The organism is Phytopseudomonas flavescens (assembly GCF_900100535.1).
Taxonomy (GTDB): domain Bacteria; phylum Pseudomonadota; class Gammaproteobacteria; order Pseudomonadales; family Pseudomonadaceae; genus Aquipseudomonas; species Aquipseudomonas flavescens.
On sequence record NZ_FNDG01000004.1, the window covers coordinates 230,834 to 247,527 of the forward strand.

A 16,694-nucleotide genomic window follows, 5' to 3' on the forward strand; every position below is an offset into this window, starting at 1 on the left:
GTCATTCGTCTGGAGGGCATCGATGAGCAAGCCGCAACTGGTCGAGGCCGTGATGTCCTTCACCGAGGACGGCAGCATCGGCAGACAGATGTTCTACACCGAGTTCGAGGCGTTGCTCGATGGCCTGGCGAGGATGCCGGTTTTCGCCGATCAGCAGGTTCGCCTGGTCTATGTGGTGATCAATGCCCGTCTGCAGATCCGGTGCGCGGTGTTCTTCTACCTGGACTTCGACGAAAGCGGCGCGCCCGACAGTGGCTGGAACATCCCCTTGCAGCAGATCGCCGAGCGTGCCGGACGGGGTCCCGATCTCGGCGCCGGGCCCATTCGTCTGGCCTGCCGCAGCCAGTGCCCGGTGTCCTGGCACCAGATGCACCTGTGGGATCCGAACCTGGCCAGTGGCAGTAACGACCTGGCCACGCTGCGTGACGCCGTCAAGCGCAACGGCCTGGGTATCCTGCTGGGCGACGAAGACGCCGCCGGTGTCGCCCCCGAACGCCTGCAGGTGGCCAGCGAGGATCGCTGGTACGCCGTGGATAGCGCCCGGGCCCAGGAGCGCAAACTTGCCGAACGGCTGTCCCACGACTATCGGCAGAAGGCTGCGCAACTGGTCATCCGCCAGCGTGAGCGACTCGCCAGGCTGAAACAGGAGCAGCGGGTCGAGCTCGCGCGGGTCGCTGCCGAGGCTGCCAGGCAAGTCACCGACATGCAGGCGCAGATTCAGGTGTTGCGCCAGACGCTGCAGCAGCAGGAGGCCCTGGCTCTACGCTTCAGGTCGCAGCTGGCCGCACAGCAGCGCGAGCGCGACGAACTGGCGGCGCGCTCGCACGAGGCGGTCGTTGAAGAGCCGCATGTGCGCAACCTGGGTGCCGGAACGGCCCCGCACAGCGGCACGGACCGGTTGCTGCAGCGGCTGGTCGAACAGGGTGTGGTGTTCGTCGTGTTTCATCCGGGGGCCGGGCATCTCAGCGTGCCGCTGGAGGATGTCGACCGCTATCTGGCCAGCCCGGTGGCTTACGCCGCGAGCCGCTGCTCGGTGTCCGAGGCCCTTTATCGCCAATGGCTGGAGCACTACCAGTGGCCGCGCTGCGAGGCCCTGCAGGCCGATGGCGAACGCTGCCATCGTGAGTTGCAACGCATCGCAACGCCAGGACGTTTCGTGGACGGTGATTCCAACCGCTGTGCGCCACACAAGGCGGTGCTCCGGCGTACCCCGGACTGAGGCTGGGATACAATCACCGGCCATTTCACCTGTCGGGTGCTTTCGTGCCGTCACGTTCCCTCGCCGCGCTCAGCCACTGGCGTCCCCATGCGCCGCTGCAGCCCGTGGCATTCGATTGGTTGGCGGGCGTCGAGCTGGCGCTGTTGCGGCTTGATCTGGTCGATCCGCTGATCAGCGGCAACAAGGGGTTCAAGCTTGCGCCCCATCTGCGCGCCGCCGCGCAACAAGGCGCTCGCGGCATCATCAGCCTGGGCGGCGCCCATTCCAATCACCTGCATGCGCTGGCCGCCGCCGGCCAGCGTTTTTCGTTCGCCACCGTGGCGCTGCTGCGCGGCCCACCGCAAGAAACCCCGACTGTGGCGGATCTGCAGCGCTTCGGCATGCAACTGCACTGGTTGGGCTATGGCGGCTACCGTGAGCGTCATCGCACGGGTTTCTGGGCGCGCTGGCAGCAGCGCTACCCCGGCTTCCATGTGGTGCCGGAGGGGGGCGGTGGTCTGCCGGGGGCCATGGGCTGCGCGGGGTTGCCGCTACTGGTGAGCGAGCAGTTGCCGGCGCTGGGCTGGACGGATTATCACGGCTGGTGGCTGGCCGTCGGTACCGGTACCACGCTGGCGGGGCTGGTGATCGGCGAAGCAGGGCAGCGTATCGTGCATGGCGCACTGGCGGTGCCCCGCGACCACGGCGTGCCGGCGCAGGTGCGGGCCTTGCTGGCGGAGGCCGGCATGGACGATGCCGGGTATCGCTTGCTCGATGCCTGCCGGGGCGGTTTCGCGCGCCAGGATGCCGAACTGCTGGATTTCATGGCGCAGTGCGAGCTGCACAGTGGCGTTCCCCTCGAACCGCTGTACACCGCCAAGGCGCTGATGGCCTTGCGCGAGGCCATCGGCAATGGTGCGATCAGGGCCGGCACGCGGTTGATCTTCGTGCATACCGGCGGGTTACAGGGGCGCCGAGCGGCGCTCTCGGCAGGCGGGCGCCTGTGAGAATCGTCTGCTTCCTGCGCGAGCGCCGGCGGTGTGCCGTCTCGGTCATCTGTTGAGCGGCGTACCCGAGCCTGTAGCGGGCTGGCCCGTCGTTGGCCAGTGGTCAGCGACCAGGAACAGGCGCTGCCATTCACGCAGATAACCGCTGCCGTCGGGCCGCAGGTCGACCAGCAGTTGGGCGTCAGCGCTCTCGGGCAGCTCATCGAGCCAGCGTTGCAAACGGGCCGGCGACCAGTCTTCCGTCTGCGGCAGCCGTGCCGGTGCCAGCCAGGCACGGCGTGGCAGCGGTTGCCAGTGGGCCTGGGCATCTGCGGCATGGAATGCCGGCCAGTCACGCCGGTGCAGCCAGGTACCGCGCAAGTGCCGCGGGTGGGCGCCCGCTGGTGCGGCACGCTGCCGGGCATGGGGGTAGAACAGGTAGCCAGCGAGCCACATGGCTGCCTGGATCGGCTTGCCAGTCAGCGCCTCCAGTGCCGGGCGCGCTTCGGGCCGGGCCGACAACGGCAATTGGTGGCTGGCGAGGTGCTCGAGCTTGATATCCAGACGGTCCTGGCTGCCCGGGCCGATCCATTGACCGGCGCCAGGCGAGGTGTTGCCCAGGTACAGCTTGATGGCCAGCTCCAGGTGATGCACGCCACTGTCGTCGCGCAGCAGCAGATCCAGCTCGCCCAGGGTGTGCCCAGCCTCGCGGATCGGCAGGTTGGCCGCCAGTACCTCGATACCCGGTGCGGCCTGCAGGGCGAATTGCCACAGGCGCTCGTAGTAGAGGCCCAGGCGGCGCACCGAACGCTGCGCCAGCCATGCATGCAACGCCTGCGGGGCCTGGTCCTGGCGTTGCAGCCAGGCCGCCAGCCGCCCGGGCTGCCGAGCCCACGGGCTGGCGCTCAACGGGTGGCGCTGCGGGCATGGCGAGCGCGCCAGCAGGGGCGGCGACAGCAGTACCCAGGCGAGGTCGCGGGCAACCGGGTGCTGCAGGCGCTGGGGCAGGTCGGCCAATGCCTCGAAAGGGTCGTGCTGGCAGGTTTTCATCGATTTCAACCGGATGCCCCGCTGTCTGGATGGTGCGCCCCGCGAACAGGCCCTGGTAGCCGAAGTCGGGCGGCCGCGGGGGCTCGTGCCGAATGCCTGGCGCAGTGGCTGTCCTGCCGGCGCGGCTCCGGGCAGGCATCAATGTACGAACAATAATTATTCTTGATAGGATGCGCGCCCCTTTCGTATCGCCTTCGGCCGGCGGGCCAGTGTCAGAGCGTTATTACCACGAACCCATGGGCTTCATCACTCGTACCTTGAGCAAATCGGCGCGCGCAGGACAAGCGCAGTCGTGCCACCCATCCAGAGACCCGATGTCATCATGAAAACAAACCACAGACTGGCGGCCGGCAACGGTCTTCTTCAGCGCAGTGCCTGTGCCACCGGCGTGCTCGCCCTGGCACTCGCCCAGCCGATCTGGGCAGAGGACGCCGTAGTGAAGGCTGCGCAACTGGAGTTGAAACCCGTCACTATCGACGCGAGCGCCGAGCAGAGCACCACCGAGCGCAGCAAGGTCAGCTATCAGGCCACCCGTGCATCGGTGGCCACCCGCACCGAGGCCCCCCTGGTGGAAGTGGCGCAGTCGGTCAACGTGGTCACCAATCGCGTCATCGAGGACCGCGCTCCGCAGAGCCTGGATGAGGCCATCAATGCGGTCAGCGGCGTCAAGCAGGGCAATACCCTGGGCGGTACCCAGGATGCGATCCAGAAGCGCGGCTTCGGTACCAACCGCGACAATTCGATCATGCGCGATGGCATGCAGTCGGTGCAGGCCCGCAATTTCACCCCGACCACCGAGCGTATCGAAGTGCTCAAGGGGCCGGCCTCCATGCTCTACGGCGTCCAGGATCCGGGCGGGGTGATCAATGTCGTCAGCAAGAAACCGCAGCTCCAGTGGGCGCACTCCATTTCCGGCTGGGGCACCAGCTTCGGCGGTGGCGGCACGCAGATCGACAGCACCGGGCCGCTGGGTGAATCCGGCCTGGCCTACCGGATGATCGTCGATGACCAGCACTACGACTACTGGCGCAATTTCGGCGATATCGACCAGACCGTGGTGGCGCCCTCGGTTGCCTGGTACGGCGAAGACACCACGCTGACCCTGGCCTACGAGCACATGGAATATTCGGTACCCTTCGACCGCGGTACGCAGATGAACCCGCTCACCGGCAAGGTGCTGGACATCCCGCGCACGCGTCGCCTGGACGAACCGTTCAACGTCACCACGGGCCGTTCCGACGCCCTCAACATGCGCCTCGAGCGGCGCCTGAACGACGACTGGAAGCTCAACGTCGGCTACGGCTATAGCCGTAACTACTACAACGACTACCAGTCGCGCTTCCGTACCGCCGACTACACCAGCGGGCTGACCACCCGCCGTGGCGATGCGACCCGCGATGCCAGGCAGTTCGCGCATACCGCCACGGTCAGCGCGCTGGGCGACCTGATGTGGGGGGATGTCGAGCACGAGCTTCTGATCGGCGTCGACTACATGAAGAATCATCGCAAGCTCGGCGACCTGATGCGCGACACCCAGCGGGAGGACTTCAACTACAACGACCCGGTGTATGGCCAGGCGCCGCTGCCCAGCACCGTGCGTGCAGCGGACAGTGACCAGACCGACGAGCTGGATACCCATGCGCTGTTCGTTCAGGACGCCATTCACCTGAACGAGCGCTGGATCGTCCAGGCAGGGCTGCGTTACGACGCCTTCGAGGAGCTCACCGGCAAGGGCCGTCCGTTCGTCGTCGGCGCCGACGTGAAGAAGAGCAAGGTGGTACCGCGCCTGGGCCTGGTCTACATGATCCAGCCGGACTGGTCGGTGTACGGCAGCTACAGCGAGTCGTTCCGCCCCAACACCTCGATCGCCTCGCCGATCGGCGATCTGCCGCCGGAGGAGGGCCAGGCCTACGAGATCGGCAGCAAGTTCCAGAACGAGCGCGTCACCGCGACCGTGGCGGCATTCAATATCGTCAAGCAGAACGTGCAGACCAGTGAAACCTGCGGCGACACCACCTGTACCCGGGTATCCGGCAAGGTGCGCTCGCGGGGCCTGGAAGTGGACGTCACGGGGGAGCTGAACGAATTCTGGAGCCTGACCGGCAGCTACGCTTTCACCGACACGGAGGTGCTGGAAGACCCGATCCTCGAAGGTCAGCCCCTCGATGGTGTATCCAAGCACACCGCCGCACTGTACCTGACCCGCAACTTCGGACGCGTCGGTGTCGGCGAGCTGCGTGCCGGCGCCGGGGGCCGCTACATGAGCCGCTGGGGCGCCAACGATGGTGCGGCTGGCGCGGCCAACACCGAGTACTACCTGCCCTCGGCCAAGGTGGCCGATGCCTTCGTTGCCTACAAGATGACCCTCGATAATCGTGACCTGACCCTGCAGCTCAACCTGAAGAATCTCTTCGACGAGCACTACTACGTGTCCGCCAGCGGGCTCGGTTCCCCGGCCGTGGTCATCGGCGAGCCTCGCCAGTTGGTCGGCAAGGCGACCCTGGCGTTCTGACTGATGCGTCTGGCGCCGCCGCCAGGGCTGCGCCATGACCCGCGGGCAAGCACTGCTCGCTACCTGACGCAACACGGGCCATGCGCTTCGTCCACGCCAGGCACGGGCGCCTGGCCGTTGTCCTCGCGTCGGCACCTGCCTGTCCGCCGGGCAGCCGTGGCCAGGTTGCGGGTGGTGGGCGCCAGGGTTTGCCGCTGCGCCGGCCTTTCACCCATAATCGGCACACTACAGCCAGAGTGTCGCGGGAGCCCCATGGAGCATTTTCGTAATATCGGCATCATCGGTCGTCTGGGCAGTACGCAGGTGCTCGACACCGTACGCCGACTGAAAAGGTTTTTGCTCGAGCGCCAGTTGCACGTGATCCTCGAGGATTCGATTGCCGAGATGCTGCCCGGCCATGGCCTGCAGACCGCGGCGCGCAAGCACCTGGGTGAGTTCTGCGACCTGGTGATCGTGGTCGGTGGTGATGGCAGCATGCTGGGCGCCGGTCGTGCTCTGGCCCGCAACAAGGTGCCGGTGCTCGGCATCAACCGTGGCAACCTGGGATTTCTCACCGATATCCGCCCGGACGAACTGGAGTCCAAGGTCGCCGAGGTGCTGGAAGGCAACTACCTCTCCGAGAACCGTTTTCTGCTCGAGACCGAAGTGCGCCGGCATGCCGAGGCGATCGGCCAGGGCGATGCGCTCAATGATGTGGTGCTGCACCCGGGCAAGTCCAACCGGATGATCGAATTCGAGCTGTACATCGACGGCCAGTTCGTCTGCAGCCAGAAGGCCGACGGCCTGATCGTCGCCACGCCTACCGGCTCCACCGCCTATGCATTGTCGGCGGGCGGACCGATCATGCACCCCAAGCTGGATGCCATCGTCATCGTGCCGATGTACCCGCACACCCTGTCCAGCCGCCCCATCGTGGTGGATGGCAACAGTGAGCTGAAGATCGTCGTCTCCAAGGATCTGCAGCTCTATCCGCAGGTGTCCTGCGACGGCCAGAACCACTTCACCTGTGCGCCCGGCGACACCATCACGGTGCGCAAGAAATCCCAGAAGCTGTGCCTGATCCACCCGCTGGATCACAACTACTACGAGATCTGTCGCACCAAGCTGGGATGGGGTAGCCGACTCGGCGGCGGAGGCGACTGATGCGCCTCGACCCGGCTCGCGGTTACGACCTGATCGGTGATGTCCACGGCTGTGCCGATACCCTGGAACAGCTGCTCGAACGCCTGGGTTATCGTCGTCACCACGGGGTATGGCGCCACCCCCGGCGCATGGCGGTGTTTCTCGGCGACCTGATCGATCGCGGCCCGCGTATCCGCGAGGCGGTGCACCTGGTGCATGACATGGTGCGCGCCGGCGAAGCGCTGTGCATCATGGGCAACCACGAGTTCAACGCGCTCGGCTGGGCGACCCCGGCGCTGCCGGGCAGCGGCCGCCAGTACGTGCGCGAGCACAGCCCGCGGCATGCTCGCCTGATCGGCGAAACACTCCAGCAGTTCGAGGCGCACCCTGACGAGTGGCGCGAAGTGCTGGCCTGGTTCTACCAGCTGCCGCTGTTTCTCGATGCCGGGCATTTTCGCGTGGTGCACGCCTGCTGGGACGAGGGGATGATCGCGCCCTTGCGCCAGCAGTTCCCCGACGGCTGCATCGACGAGCATTTTCTGCAGGCTTCCGCCGTGCCCGGCAGCTACGCCTGCACCGTGCTCGACCGCTTGCTGCGCGGTACCGACATGCGCCTGCCGGATGGCCTGAGCATGACCAGCGGCGACGGCTTCAAGCGGTCGTTCTTCCGCACCAAGTTCTGGGAGGACGACCCGCAGACCTACGGCGATATCCAGTTCCAGCCCGATGCCTTGCCCGATCCCGTGGCCAGGCTGCCACTCAGCGAAGGGCAGAAGACCGCCCTGTTGAAGTACGGGCCCGATCAGCCGCTGCTGTTCGTCGGCCACTACTGGCGCAGTGGCACGCCTGAACCGATCCGCCCGAACCTGGCCTGCCTGGATTACAGCGCCGTGATGTGCGGCAAGCTGGTGGCCTACCGGCTCGATCAGGAAACCCGCCTGGACCCGCGCAAGTTCGTCTGGGTCGAGGTAGCGCACCCGGAGGTTCTGCCATGAGCCCGGTGATCGCCCTGCATGCGCCGCTCGATGAAGACCTGGCGCCATTCCTGCAAGTGCTGCGCACCCTGGGTGTCGCTCACCGGGTGGCGGAACGCGCCAATCAGCAGGTGCTCTGGGTGCCGGACGAACACACCGCCGGCCAGGTGCGCGCGCTGTATGCCCGCGTGCCCCGGGGCGATCCCGGTCTGCAGCCGTTGCCCGTTGCGGCCGCGGGCCAGCGCACCGGTGTGCTCGCCCGGGCCAGGCGCAGCCCCCTGACCCTGGTCGTGCTGGTGCTGACCCTGCTGGTGGCGCTGCTCACCTGGGGCGGCGAGGACTACGACAGGGTGCGCTGGCTGAGCTTCGTCGACTTCCATATCGACGGGCAGTACATCTATTTCGACTCCTTCGCCGAGGTCGTCGACAGCGGCCAGTGGTGGCGCGTGTTCACGCCGATGCTGCTGCATTTCGGCGTGTTGCACCTGGCCATGAACAGCCTCTGGTACTGGGAGCTGGGCCGGCGCATCGAGGCGCGCCAGGGGGCGCCGATGTTGCTGGCCCTGACCCTGTGGTTCGGCCTGGCAGCCAATGTTGCCCAGTACCTCTACGGCGGACCGGCACTGTTCGGTGGTCTGTCCGGTGTGCTCTACGGGCTGCTCGGGCACTGCTGGCTGTTCCAGTGGCTGGCACCGACCGATGCATACCGGCTGCCACGCGGTGTGCTGGTGAGCATGCTGGTCTGGCTGCTGATCTGCATGACCGGTGTCTTCGAGCTGCTGCAGTTCGGCGCCATCGCCAATGCTGCCCATGTCGGCGGGCTGCTCGCCGGGTGCCTGACCGGGCTGCTTGGCGGTCTGCTGGCCCGGCGCGTTCGCTGACGGCTCGTCACCAGCGGTAACTGAGCGAACCGATCAGGCTGCGCTCGTCGCCGTAGCGGCAGGTGGTGCCGCAGTAGAGGTATTTCTCGTTGCTCAGGTTCTGCGCCTTGGCCGCGACTTCCCAGTGCTCGTCGACCTCATAGCTGACCAGGGCATCGAACAGGGTGTAGGCCGGGATCTTGCCAGCGTAGGTACTCGGTGTCGTGCGCGTGGTGCCGGTGTAGCGGGCACCGCCCGCGATGCGCAGCCGCGGCAGGCCGAACACGCCGAGGCGATAGCTGGCCCACAGGCTGGCGCTGTGATACGGCACGCCCTCGATACGCTTGCCGAGGTTGCTGGCGGTCTGGTCTTGCAGCACGTGGGTATCGGTGTAGGCATAGGAGGCGGTGAGCGCGAGGTTTTCCGTGGCTTCCGTCTTGGCTTCCAGCTCGAAGCCCTTGGAGCGGGTCTTGCCGTACTGCACGTAGGTGCCGGTGGCGGCATCCAGGCTCAGCGCGTTTTCCTGGTCCAGTTGATAGACCGCGGCGCTGATCAGCGTGTCGCTGCCCGGCGGCTGGTAGCGCAGGCCGATTTCGTACTGCTCGCCTTCCAGTGGAGCGAAGGAACTGCCGAACGCCGGGTTGCTGACGTTGGCCGGCTGGAATGACTGGCTGTAGCTGACATAGGGCGCCAGGCCATTGTCGGCCAGGTACACCAGGCCAACGCGGCCGGTGGCCTTCTTGTCGTCGCGGCTGGTGCGGGCGCCATTGGAGAAGGTGGTGGTGCGGCTTTCCGCCCAGTCCTGGCGGCCACCGAGCAACAGCAACCAACGTTCGTCGAACCGGATCTGATCCTGCAGATAGAAGCCTTTCTGTGCGCTGTGCAGGTCGCTGCCGCTGTCGGCCGCGGTATTGACGCCGTAGCCGGTATGCACCGGGTTGCTCAGATCCAGCGATGGCGCCAGTTGGGCCGGGGTGGCGCTGATCTGGCGATGGGAGTCGTAGGTCTTGTGGTAGTAGTCGGCGCCGACCAGCAGGGTGTGCTGCCAGCGGCCTGCGTCGAGGGTGTATTGCAGGTTGTTGTCAGTGGTCCATCCGCTGGAGCGCTCGTCGCGCTCGCTGTAGCGGCGCAGCAGTCGAGTGCCGACGATGGCCTGGGGGATCAGGTAGTCCCAGTCGGTGTGCGCCTGGAAGTAGCGCAGGCTGTGATTGACCTTGAGGTTGTCGCTGAAGCGGTGCTCGAACAGGTAGCCGAGGGTGTCCATGCGGTTGTTGAAATGGTCGTAGCCCGGCTCGCCGGTGAAATCGTCGCGACCGATCTTGTAGCCCGGCGTGTCGCTGTAGCTGCTCAGGTTGTAGGCCATGGGCGGGGCGAAACCGGTGAAGGTTTCCTGGTGACTGGCCAGCAGCGTCAGCGAAGTGTCGTCATTCGGTCGCCAGGTGAAGGCGGGCGCGATGTAGCGGCGATCATCCTCGACATGATCGACCTGGGTGCCGCTGTCGCGCCACAGTCCGGTCAGGCGATAGCTGAACCGGCCTTGCTCGTCCAGCGGGCCGCCGAGGTCGAAGGTGTACTGACGACGGTCGTAGTTGCCCAGCTCCAGGCCAACCTCGTGCAGCGGCTCCTGGGTCGGGCGCTTGCTGATGGTGTTGATCAGGCCGCCTGGCGAGAGCTGGCCATAGAGCACCGACGATGCGCCCTTGACCACTTCGACCCGTTCCAGGCCATAGGCCTCGACGCTGCCGTCGTAGGGGTTGGCCTGCAGCTTCATGCCATCGCGCAGGATGCCGCCGGTGCCGGCACCGACGTTGAAGCCGCGCAGGGTGAAGTCATCGGCGGTGCGGCTGAAACCGGCCGGCTGGCTGCCGAAGCCGGCGGTGTACTTGAGCGCGTCGGAGAGGTTGTCGCTCTTGCGGTCGTTCATTTCGTCGCGGGTGACCACCGACACCGTTTGCGGGGTTTCCAGCAGCGAGGTGTCGGTCTTGGTTGCGCTGCCGCCGCGTTGGGCCACGTAGCCACTCAGCGGCCCGCTGATCGACTCGACGTTGCCCGAGGCGCTGATGCTGGTCGGGCTGAGCGTCAGTTGGTCACTGCTGGTGGGCTGTACGCTGAGGGCGCCGCTGGCGGTGGTGCGCAAGCTCAGGCCACTGCCCACCAGAGCCTGGCTCACCGCTTCGCTGGCGCTGAGTCGTCCCCGCACCGCGGCGGCTTGACGGCCCTCCACGTCGGCGGGAACGAACAGCACCTGCTGCCCGCTACGCTGACCGATCTCGATCAGGGTATCGACCAGCGGTGCAGCGGCAAGCGCAAAGTCGATGCGTTGCTCGGCTGCCTGCAGCGGGGCGTGGATCGCGGCCAGAATCACGCTGGCGACGAGGGGGAAAGGGGCGAGGTGACGCATGGGGCAAGGCTCCGGACCGGCAGAACGGGAGGGGTTTGCTGTTCTGTGCGTCGAGGGCCTGGTTTTTTCAGGGGGGAGCAGAAAATTTTTTATGCGTGGTCGATGCGCGTCCAGATGCCCAGGTAGCGCTCCACCTTCAACGGCAGTACATCCTGCAGGGCGCGCAAGGCGTGTTCGCTGTCGTCCAGGCTGAACACGCCGGAAATCCTCAGATCGGCGGCCCGTGCCGAGAGTTGCAGGATACCGCGGTGGTAGGGGCGCAGGCGCCCGATCACCTCGTCGAGGCGCAGGTCGCGTGCCTCCAGCAGGCCGCGGGTCCAGGCGTCGGGGCGGGCGGTCGCGGCGTGCAACAGCTGCAGGCCACCGGCATCGAGGCGCACGCCCTGGCCCTTGAGCAGGTGCCACTGCGATTCGAACGCCGAAACCCGGGCCTCGCCGTCGAGCAGCCAGAAGAGCGCGAACTCATCCTGCAGCTCGAGCAGGCAACGGCCGCTGGACAGGTGCACCTCGCCGAATGGGCAAGCCAGCTGGAACGGTTGTGCGGGCAGGGCCGCCACGTCGATCTGCAGGCCGCCGCCGAGCAACGTCAATCGCCGCTGGCCAGGCAGGTCGACGGCACTGCGGGCGTTGAGGGTGAGGGTCGAGCCATCGGGCAGGGCGAGACGCCTGCGTTCGCCGGTCGTGGTGCGCAGGTCGGCGCGCCAGTTGGCCAGCGGCAGGCCGGGCTGTTCCAGCACGTGTGCGCCCAATGCAAGCCCGCCCAGCACCAGTGCCCCGCGCAGGAAAGCGCGGCGGCCATTGCGCGGGGTGTCCAGCGCCTTGCGCGCGGCGCCACCGGCCAGGGCGGGCAGGGTCCGACCGAGGCGACCCTGCAGTTCGCGCCAGGCTTCGGCATGGCTGGGATCGGCCTGCAGCCATTGCTGGAAATACCGGCGTTGTTGCTCGTCGAAACTGCCGGAGCTCTGTCGCGCATGCCATTCGATGGCCTGTTCGATGGCGGGCGTCATGGTACTGCCTGGTAGCAGGCCTTCAGGCCCTGGACCACGTACTGATGCACGCGGGTGACCGATACGCCCAGCTCCTCGGCGATACGGACATAGGTGAGGCCGTCCAGCTGGCTGTACAGGAAGGCTGCGCGCGCCTTGCTCGACAGGCCGTCGAGCAGGCGGTCGATTTCCAGCAGCGTCTCCAGCAGCAGGTGCTGTTCTTCCGGCGAGGGCGCCAGGCGTTCGGGTTCGGCGGCCATGGCTTCGCGGTAGGCGCGCTCGAGGTCGCGGCGTCGCCAGGTGTCGAACATCAGACGCTTGGCGATGGTGGTGAGCAGCGCCCGCGGCTCGCGGATGCCCTGTGGCCGGGGCATGGCCACCAGTTGGGCGAAGGTTTCCGACGCCAGGTCCGCCGCCTCGTCCCGGCAGCCGAGACGGCTGCGCAGGCGCTCGAACAGCCAGCCGTGATGCTCGCCGAACAACGTGTGCAGGATGAGCGTTCTGGATCGCAGGTCGGTGGGTGGCATGGCGACAGGTCTGTTATTGAAAACTATTATCAATTCTTGCACTGGCCCGCCTCGCTGACAATCGTCCTCGCTGCACGAGCCGCCGCGGCCATGCGCAATGCCCGTGCGCCAACGCGTGCGGCCCGGTACTATGTCGCTTTGCTTGTCGGGAGTTACCCCATGTCCTCCTTCGTCGAACTGATCCGCAACATCACCCCGGACGTCTATGAAAGCCTCAAGCTGGCCGTGGAGATCGGCAAGTGGCCGGACGGGCGCAAGCTGACCCAGGAGCAGAAGGAACTGAGCCTGCAGGCGATGATCGCCTGGGAGGTGCAGAACCTGCCCGAAGACCAGCGCACCGGCTACATGGGCACGTCCGAGTGCGCCTCGAAGTCCGAGCCGATCCCGAACCTGCTCTACAAGTCCTCGGAAACCCTGCACTGATGGTTGAAGTAGCCCGTGGCGCCCTGAGCAAGATGGCCACCCGCCTCGATTCGCCCGTGCAGTACGCCTTTCGCCTGGGTGACGAGCAGGTCGCCGTCAACCCGATGATCGGCAAGACCGTGCGCCTGGAGTTTCTCGGCGCGATTCATTGCAGCCATTGCGGGCGCAGAACCAAGACCAGTTTCAGTCAGGGTTATTGCTACCCCTGCATGCAAAGGCTCGCCCAGTGCGACCTGTGCATCATGAGCCCGGAACGCTGCCACTACGACGCCGGTACCTGCCGCGATCCCGGTTGGGGCGAGCAGTTCTGCATGACCGATCATGTGGTCTACCTGGCCAACTCGTCGGGCATCAAGGTGGGCATCACCCGCGCCACGCAGATCCCCACGCGCTGGATCGACCAGGGTGCGACCCAGGCGCTGCCGATCCTGCGAGTCGCCACTCGCCAGCAGTCCGGTTTCGTCGAGGACCTGCTGCGCAGCCAGGTGGCCGACAAGACCAATTGGCGCGCGTTGCTCAAGGGCGATGCGGCGCCGGTCGACCTGCTCGCCGTGCGCGAACAGATCCTCCAGGCCTGTGCCGAAGGCATCGATGCGCTGCAGCAGCGTTTCGGCCTGCAGGCCGTGCAGCCGTTGAACGAACAGCCGGTGGTCGAGATCCGTTACCCGATCGAGGGCTACCCGGCCAAGATCACCAGCTTCAACCTGGACAAGAATCCCGTCGCCGAAGGCACGCTGCTCGGCATCAAGGGCCAGTACCTGATGTTCGATACCGGCGTGATCAATGTCCGCAAGTACACCGCGTACCAGATCGCAGCCAGCTGCGCCGCCTGAGCGGCAGGCGCAGCTGACGCCATTCACCTGCCTGTCGCGTCAAAGGACGTGGCATCGAAGAGGTTCCCCATGCGTACCGAGCAATCGAAGACCATCTACCTGAAGGACTATCAGGCTCCGGATTACCTGATCGACGAAACCCACCTGACCTTCGAGCTGTTCGAGGATCACACCCTGGTGCACGCCCAGTTGGTGATGCGCCGCAACCCGGCGCTGTCGGCGGAGCTGCCGGCACTGACCCTCGACGGCCAGCAACTGGAGCTGCTCGAACTGAAGCTCGATGACCGCGTGTTGAGCGCCGCCGACTACAGGCTCACCGATAGCCACCTGACCCTGCAGCCGACCCAGACCAGCTTCGTCGTCGACAGCAGCGTGCGCATCCATCCGGAAAGCAACACCGCGCTGGAGGGGCTGTACAAGTCCAGCGGCATGTTCTGCACCCAGTGCGAGGCCGAGGGCTTTCGCAAGATCACCTATTACCTCGACCGCCCGGACGTGATGAGCAGCTTCACCACCACGGTGAGCGGCGACAAGCAGAAGTACCCGATCCTGCTGTCCAACGGCAACCCGGTGGCCAGCGGCCAGGAAGACGACGGTCGGCACTGGGCGACCTGGGAAGACCCGTTCAAGAAACCGGCCTACCTGTTCGCCCTGGTCGCCGGTGATCTCTGGTGCGTGGAAGACACGTTCACCACCCTGAGCAGCCGCGAAGTGACCCTGCGCATCTACGTCGAGCCGGAAAACATCGACAAGGTGCAGCACGCCATGGACAGCCTGAAGAAGTCCATGAAGTGGGACGAAGAGGTCTACGGTCGCGAGTACGACCTGGACATCTTCATGATCGTCGCGGTCAACGACTTCAACATGGGTGCCATGGAGAACAAGGGCCTCAACATCTTCAACTCCAGCGCCGTGCTTGCCCGCGCCGAGACGGCCACCGATGCCGCGCACCAGCGGGTCGAGGCGATCGTCGCCCACGAGTACTTCCACAACTGGTCGGGCAACCGGGTGACCTGCCGCGACTGGTTCCAGCTGTCGCTCAAGGAAGGCTTCACGGTGTTCCGTGATGCAGCGTTCTCCGCCGACATGAACTCGGCGACGGTCAAGCGCATCCAGGACGTGGCCTACCTGCGTACCCACCAGTTCGCCGAGGATGCAGGCCCCATGGCCCACCCGGTGCGCCCGGATGCGTACATGGAAATCTCCAACTTCTACACCCTGACCATCTACGAGAAGGGTTCCGAAGTCCTGCGCATGATCCACACCCTGCTGGGCGAAGAAGCCTTCCGCAAGGGATCGGATCTATACTTCGAGCGCCACGATGGCCAGGCCGTGACCTGCGACGACTTCGTCAAGGCCATGGAAGATGCCGGGGGCCAGAACCTGACCCAGTTCAAGCGCTGGTACACCCAATCGGGCACCCCGCGCCTGGCCGTCGCCGAGCGTTACGACGCTGCCGCGAAAACCTATACCCTGACCTTCACCCAGAGCTGCCCGGCCACGCCAGGGCAGCGCGAGGGCGACAAATTGCCCTTCGTGATTCCGGTCGAGTTGGGGCTGCTCGATGCCCAGGGCGACGACCTGCCACTGCGCCTGCAGGGCGAGGCCGCTGCCGCTGCCGGTAGCCGCGTGCTGTCGGTGACCGAGGCGCAGCAGTCGTTCACTTTCGTCGATATCGCCGAGAAGCCCCTGCCGTCGCTGCTGCGTGGCTTCAGTGCACCGGTCAAGCTGAGCTTCCCCTACGACCGCGATCAACTGATGTTCCTGATGCAGCACGACAGCGATGGGTTCAATCGCTGGGAAGCGGGGCAGCAGCTCAGCGTGCAGGTGCTGCAGGAATTGATCGGCCAGCATCAGCGCGGCGAGACGCTGGTGCTCGATCAGCGACTGGTCAGCGCACTGCGCACCCTGTTGCAGGACGACGCGCTGGATCAGGCCATGGTCGCCGAGATGCTCTCGCTGCCGGGCGAGGCCTACCTCACCGAGATCAGCGACGTGGCCGATGTCGACGCCATCCACGGCGCGCGTGAATTCGCCCGCCAGCAGTTGGCCGAAGCCCTGTTCGAGCCGTTGTGGCAGCGTTATCAAGCCAACCGCGAGGTATCGCGCACTACGCCTTACATGGCCGAAGCCGAGCACTTCGCGCGTCGCGCCCTGCAGAACATCGCGCTGTCGTACCTGATGCTGACGGGCAAACCCGAGGTGCTGGCGGCGACGCTGGAGCAGTACGAGGCGTGCGACAACATGACCGAGCGCCTGACCGCCCTGGCCGTGCTGGTCAACTCACCGTTCGAGGCTGAGCGCAGCAAGGCCCTGGCTGCCTTCGCCGAGCACTTCAAGGACAACGCCCTGGTCATGGATCAGTGGTTCAGCGTGCAGGCGGCCAGCACCTTGCCGGGTGGCTTGGCGCGCGTGCAGGCGTTGATGGAGCACCCGGCGTTCACCCTGAAGAACCCCAACAAGGTGCGTGCGCTGATCGGCGCATTCGCCGGCCAGAACCTGGTGAACTTCCACGCCGCCGATGGCAGCGGATATCGCTTCCTGGCCGACCAGGTGATCGTGCTCAACGCCCTCAACCCGCAGATCGCCTCGCGCCTGCTGGCGCCACTGACCCGCTGGCGCAAGTACGGCAGCCAGCGCCAGGCGCTGATGAAGGCGGAGCTGGAGCGGATTCTCGCTTCCGGTGAGCTGTCGGCGGATGTCTACGAGGTGGTGAGCAAGAGCCTGGCGTGAGCCAGGCCGCATTCGGGCTGCCTGCTCGACTCGCACCGGAAGCGCTGCTGCTCCCGGTGTGACCGCCCAGTGCGGCAGGAGCCCGCTTG

At 66.1% G+C, this 16,694-nt stretch carries 13 protein-coding genes; 9 read left to right on the forward strand and 4 right to left on the reverse strand.

Going from position 1 to position 16,694, the window contains the following annotated elements; genetic code table 11:
- Window positions 1-22: 22 nt before the first annotated feature.
- On the forward strand, window positions 23-1,219 hold the full coding sequence (locus BLR94_RS07160; protein WP_084304063.1) for a chromosome partitioning protein ParA: 1,197 nt from the start codon (window positions 23-25) through the stop codon (window positions 1,217-1,219).
- Window positions 1,220-1,263: 44 nt separating this feature from the next.
- Window positions 1,264-2,205 carry a 1-aminocyclopropane-1-carboxylate deaminase/D-cysteine desulfhydrase gene (locus BLR94_RS07165; RefSeq protein WP_084304064.1) on the forward strand — a complete coding sequence of 314 codons (942 nt, stop codon included), beginning with the start codon at window positions 1,264-1,266 and terminating at the stop codon, window positions 2,203-2,205.
- Window positions 2,206-2,250: 45 nt separating this feature from the next.
- On the opposite strand, the gene BLR94_RS07170 is transcribed toward BLR94_RS07165, so the two are convergent.
- Window positions 2,251-3,234 carry a DUF1853 family protein gene (locus tag BLR94_RS07170; RefSeq protein WP_084304065.1) on the reverse strand — a complete coding sequence of 328 codons (984 nt, stop codon included), beginning with the start codon at window positions 3,232-3,234 and terminating at the stop codon, window positions 2,251-2,253.
- Between the two features lie 388 nt (window positions 3,235-3,622).
- Between BLR94_RS07170 and BLR94_RS07175 the strand changes: the two genes are divergently transcribed.
- From BLR94_RS07175 to BLR94_RS07190, 4 genes are all read left to right on the forward strand, one after another.
- Window positions 3,623-5,746 carry a TonB-dependent siderophore receptor gene (locus BLR94_RS07175; protein WP_084304189.1) on the forward strand — a complete coding sequence of 708 codons (2,124 nt, stop codon included), beginning with the start codon at window positions 3,623-3,625 and terminating at the stop codon, window positions 5,744-5,746.
- A gap of 252 nt (window positions 5,747-5,998) precedes the next feature.
- On the forward strand, window positions 5,999-6,889 hold the full coding sequence (locus tag BLR94_RS07180) for an NAD(+) kinase (protein WP_084304066.1): 891 nt from the start codon (window positions 5,999-6,001) through the stop codon (window positions 6,887-6,889).
- Window positions 6,889-7,863, forward strand: coding sequence for a metallophosphoesterase (locus BLR94_RS07185; protein WP_084304067.1), 975 nt, complete (start codon window positions 6,889-6,891; stop codon window positions 7,861-7,863). Before BLR94_RS07180 ends, BLR94_RS07185 begins: the two co-directional genes overlap by 1 nt.
- Window positions 7,860-8,723 (forward strand): rhomboid family intramembrane serine protease, encoded by an 864-nt coding sequence (locus BLR94_RS07190; RefSeq protein ID WP_084304068.1) that lies wholly within the window; start codon window positions 7,860-7,862, stop codon window positions 8,721-8,723. Before BLR94_RS07185 ends, BLR94_RS07190 begins: the two co-directional genes overlap by 4 nt.
- A 7-nt stretch (window positions 8,724-8,730) precedes the next feature.
- Here the strand turns inward: BLR94_RS07190 and BLR94_RS07195 are convergent, their stop codons facing one another.
- The 3 genes from BLR94_RS07195 to BLR94_RS07205 form a co-directional block, all read right to left on the reverse strand.
- On the reverse strand, window positions 8,731-11,103 hold the full coding sequence (locus tag BLR94_RS07195; RefSeq protein WP_084304069.1) for a TonB-dependent siderophore receptor: 2,373 nt from the start codon (window positions 11,101-11,103) through the stop codon (window positions 8,731-8,733).
- 89 nt (window positions 11,104-11,192) lie between these two features.
- The gene (locus tag BLR94_RS07200; protein ID WP_244158109.1) at window positions 11,193-12,110 is read right to left on the reverse strand and encodes a DUF4880 domain-containing protein; all 918 of its coding nucleotides are present in this window, start codon (window positions 12,108-12,110) and stop codon (window positions 11,193-11,195) included.
- Complete coding sequence (locus BLR94_RS07205) at window positions 12,107-12,616, reverse strand: sigma-70 family RNA polymerase sigma factor (RefSeq protein WP_084304071.1); 510 nt, start codon at window positions 12,614-12,616, stop codon at window positions 12,107-12,109. The genes BLR94_RS07200 and BLR94_RS07205 overlap by 4 nt, the downstream gene beginning before the upstream one ends.
- 159 nt (window positions 12,617-12,775) lie before the next feature.
- On the opposite strand from BLR94_RS07205, the gene BLR94_RS07210 reads away from it, so the two are divergent.
- From BLR94_RS07210 to pepN, 3 genes are all read left to right on the forward strand, one after another.
- Window positions 12,776-13,039, forward strand: coding sequence for a YeaC family protein (locus BLR94_RS07210; RefSeq protein ID WP_084304072.1), 264 nt, complete (start codon window positions 12,776-12,778; stop codon window positions 13,037-13,039).
- Complete coding sequence (locus tag BLR94_RS07215; RefSeq protein ID WP_084304073.1) at window positions 13,039-13,872, forward strand: DUF2797 domain-containing protein; 834 nt, start codon at window positions 13,039-13,041, stop codon at window positions 13,870-13,872. The genes BLR94_RS07210 and BLR94_RS07215 overlap by 1 nt, the downstream gene beginning before the upstream one ends.
- Window positions 13,873-13,941: 69 nt before the next feature.
- Window positions 13,942-16,605 carry an aminopeptidase N gene (gene pepN, locus BLR94_RS07220; protein WP_084304074.1) on the forward strand — a complete coding sequence of 888 codons (2,664 nt, stop codon included), beginning with the start codon at window positions 13,942-13,944 and terminating at the stop codon, window positions 16,603-16,605.
- Window positions 16,606-16,694 lie beyond the last annotated feature (89 nt).

Excerpts from the sequence above, each read along its gene's own strand:
- BLR94_RS07160 (WP_084304063.1), top strand. The coding sequence starts at position 23 with ATGAGCAAGCCGCAACTGGTCGAGGCCGTGATGTCCTTCACCGAGGAC.
- BLR94_RS07170 (WP_084304065.1), bottom strand. The coding sequence starts at position 3,234 with ATGAAAACCTGCCAGCACGACCCTTTCGAGGCATTGGCCGACCTGCCC.
- BLR94_RS07180 (WP_084304066.1), top strand. The coding sequence starts at position 5,999 with ATGGAGCATTTTCGTAATATCGGCATCATCGGTCGTCTGGGCAGTACG.
- BLR94_RS07185 (WP_084304067.1), top strand. The coding sequence starts at position 6,889 with ATGCGCCTCGACCCGGCTCGCGGTTACGACCTGATCGGTGATGTCCAC.
- BLR94_RS07190 (WP_084304068.1), top strand. The coding sequence starts at position 7,860 with ATGAGCCCGGTGATCGCCCTGCATGCGCCGCTCGATGAAGACCTGGCG.
- BLR94_RS07195 (WP_084304069.1), bottom strand. The coding sequence starts at position 11,103 with ATGCGTCACCTCGCCCCTTTCCCCCTCGTCGCCAGCGTGATTCTGGCC.
- BLR94_RS07200 (WP_244158109.1), bottom strand. The coding sequence starts at position 12,110 with ATGACGCCCGCCATCGAACAGGCCATCGAATGGCATGCGCGACAGAGC.
- BLR94_RS07205 (WP_084304071.1), bottom strand. The coding sequence starts at position 12,616 with ATGCCACCCACCGACCTGCGATCCAGAACGCTCATCCTGCACACGTTG.
- BLR94_RS07210 (WP_084304072.1), top strand. The coding sequence starts at position 12,776 with ATGTCCTCCTTCGTCGAACTGATCCGCAACATCACCCCGGACGTCTAT.
- BLR94_RS07215 (WP_084304073.1), top strand. The coding sequence starts at position 13,039 with ATGGTTGAAGTAGCCCGTGGCGCCCTGAGCAAGATGGCCACCCGCCTC.
- pepN (WP_084304074.1), top strand. The coding sequence starts at position 13,942 with ATGCGTACCGAGCAATCGAAGACCATCTACCTGAAGGACTATCAGGCT.